Origin of the sequence: Clostridium sp. ZS2-4 (assembly GCF_026719745.1) — a bacterium.
Lineage (GTDB): Bacteria > Bacillota > Clostridia > Clostridiales > Clostridiaceae > Clostridium_H.
On record NZ_JAPPRQ010000088.1, the window covers coordinates 1 to 2974 of the forward strand.

The 2974-nt window shown below is 33.1% G+C and carries 2 protein-coding genes and 1 pseudogene; all 3 read right to left on the reverse strand.

Going from position 1 to position 2974, the window contains the following annotated elements:
* Positions 1-418 precede the first annotated feature (418 nt).
* Positions 419-838: a hypothetical protein gene (locus tag OIO11_RS11795; RefSeq protein WP_268071668.1), complete on the reverse strand. Its 420-nt coding sequence runs from the start codon at positions 836-838 to the stop codon at positions 419-421.
* Between the two features lie 12 nt (positions 839-850).
* Positions 851-1270, reverse strand: coding sequence for a tetratricopeptide repeat protein (locus OIO11_RS11800; RefSeq protein WP_268071669.1), 420 nt, complete (start codon positions 1268-1270; stop codon positions 851-853).
* Positions 1271-1392: 122 nt separating this feature from the next.
* A pseudogene (locus tag OIO11_RS11805) lies at positions 1393-2974 on the reverse strand (hypothetical protein); the annotation flags it as partial.

Genomic DNA, 2974 nt, shown 5'->3' on the forward strand with positions numbered 1-2974 from the left:
ACTTTATTATTTTTAATTCATGACACCTTTCGGTGTTAGATTTGTGTTTTATTTTCAACTTCTGTTAATTACTCTCTTAATGTAAATTCTAAAAACCAGCTACCGCTCATGCTTTCGCATGTTTTAGTACAAAAACAGGAATTGGGTGCTTTTATGACTCCAATTCCTGCTATTTTCTTTCTATTAATTACATTTTTTTATTTTTTCATTCACACTTTGTTCTCAACAAACGATGATTCTTTAGAACGACTAAAGGTAGTGAGCTTCTTTCAATATTTATAAGCACTGTGTTATCCTTACAACATTCTAACAACTATTGAGTAAATTCTTTATTAGATGAATATATAAATCTTGCCCAAACAAAGAATTCTCTTAGCTCACCTTCACTTTTAAAGTGAGTAATGATTTCTTATTACCATTATTTTATTAATTTAATATATTTAAAATCTTTATTTTCAAATATTCTTCCATCTGACTTTAGGTTTGCTACAAAAAATAGTTCTTTAGCTTTTTCTAAGTTTCCTTGTTCATAAGCAAGTTTTCCTGCTATGAACTCTCTATCTCCTCCATCTATTCTACGTAAACAGCATATAAAAACTAAGTCCACCCATTTATTTCCTTTCTCGAATTCCTTATTCCTTATATATAATTCAATAATAAGCTCTACAACAGTAAAACTTTCACTATATATTGTCTTAGGATAAGGTAATATACTCCATGCTTCTAACATTTTATTTATTGCTTCTTCAATATTACCTTTTTGGTAACACTCAATACATTCTAATCTTAATTCTTCTATTCTATTCTCCAAATCTTTATCCAACTTAAACCTTGCCATGTTTTGTCACTCCTATTCTATATTTTCCTTTATCAATGCAAAATATTTTTCATCCTGTTCACTAAATATTTTATACCCTTCAAACATATATGTTTTTATAAAATATTCTTTAGCTCCTTTTTTATCTCCACACTCATATAGACACTGTCCCAATCTCATCAAAATAAACGGATTCGCTATACCTCCTGGACAATTCACTGCATCATAAAAACATTTTTTAGCTATTTCATACTGTTTCATTATAAAATAGCAATCTCCTAATGCTGAATATATCCATGTACTTGTTTCCCAATCACATTTAGGTTCTGGCACTAACTCTAACGCTTTTTCATAATATTCTATTGCTTTTTCAATTTCCACATTATAAAAGCACTCATCCCCATTTTTGCATAGCACTACTATTTTCTCATATACTTTATCATCTAATTCCATACTGATTTTTCCTCCTAAATATATAATTATTTCAAAGGTGGCAAATAAGTTTCTCTTAACTTTGCACCATCTGACCTATTATAGCTTCTGTGTTCCAAATAATAATTATCTGGATCTAGCATCTAATCTCTTACTTCTTTTGATTTAGCCCCTTCATATCTTCCAAATTTATTCCAGTAGGTTACTGCATCCATATGCTCTCCATCATTTCTATGAGACATATCTGCCAAACTAATATCATACCATTCACCATCTTGCTTTGACTTGAACTGGATTACATTCCCATCTAAATCTTTTTTTATACATTTTTCTTTATCCATACGTTCAATAACTTTTTTTCCTGTTGCACTTGTCTTACCTGGTGTAGATCCTAGGTACTGTTCTCTTAACTTACCCATCTTTTGGGTTATACCTTTACTTTTTAGATATTCACGATACTTTTCTGGCAATTCATCCTTGGTGTATTCTCCTTTATTTTCCTTTCTGAATTCATGCCAATGATTTGTATACTCCTCCAATTCATCAGTATCCATAACATCATCAACATTCTTCCCTAAACCATCACCAATATTATCTACACTGCTTCCTGCTTTATCATCCACACTTGATCCTAATTCATTCTTAACCTTCTTAACTTCCTTTTTAAACCTACCTAAAGCCTCATAACCATTACCCAAATTACTACCAAGTACTGCTGGCTTTGGTCCTTTTTTCATATTATTTAATGCTATTTTAGCTATTCTAATATTCTCTGATATTTCAGCTGATATCTTATTAAATGCTTTTTTAACAAAGGGTGCTGCTTTCTTAATTAATTTTTCTGCTCCATGGAATACTGCTGCTGTTCCTGCCCCTATTCCAAAATCAGTTAGGACAGTTTTAAAGTTTATTCCTTTGCCTTCTAATTTTTGTCTTAATATACTTTCAAAGCCGTTGGTTATTCCTCCTAACAGCATTTTTCCACCTAAGGCTTCGCCTACTCCAAAAGGTCCAAATATTGCTCCAGAGACTGCTCCTATAAAGGATTCTCTGCATCCTGCAGCCATATAAGAAGATATATCACTTACTTCTTTTCGTCCTGCATCTGATATTGCTTGACTTAATACTGCCGCTGTTCCTGCTACTGCTGGTATTGCAGTTCCAGCAGTAAACACTACTGCTGCTGCAACTACCGCAACTGTTGCTACTACTGCAAGTCCTGCTAAAACTCCTTTAGCTAGCTTTCCCCAACTAAACCCTTCCTTTTCTTCCTTAGGTGGTTCCGGTGGTGCTGGTTTTCTACCTGCTATTGGTTCATCATTAAAAGGTGGATATGTTTCCCTATTAGTTCCTTCTTTTATTACATTATTGGATAAGAAGTGCATATCTGTTTCCATTGAAAAGCCACTTTGTGTTTCTGTTTTGGCTGCAAGTATTTGACTTTCTCCTTTTACTTTTACACTTTGTGGTGTTTTCATTATTATTTCTTCATCTGCATTTAAGCTTAACTTTTTAGGGCTTTTTATTGTTACTCCTACCTTATCATCAAAGCTTATGCTGAGGGGTTCTTTGCTTCCGCCTTTTATATTCAATGCACCTGGGGTCATTTCTATTTCACTGCCGTGCTCTGTTCCAAAGTATCTCTTTGTTGTATCTGATGTCTTGGCACAGCTGCTTCCATTTGTTCTTACACACCCTGTTACAATTGGTGATTCGCTTGTTTCA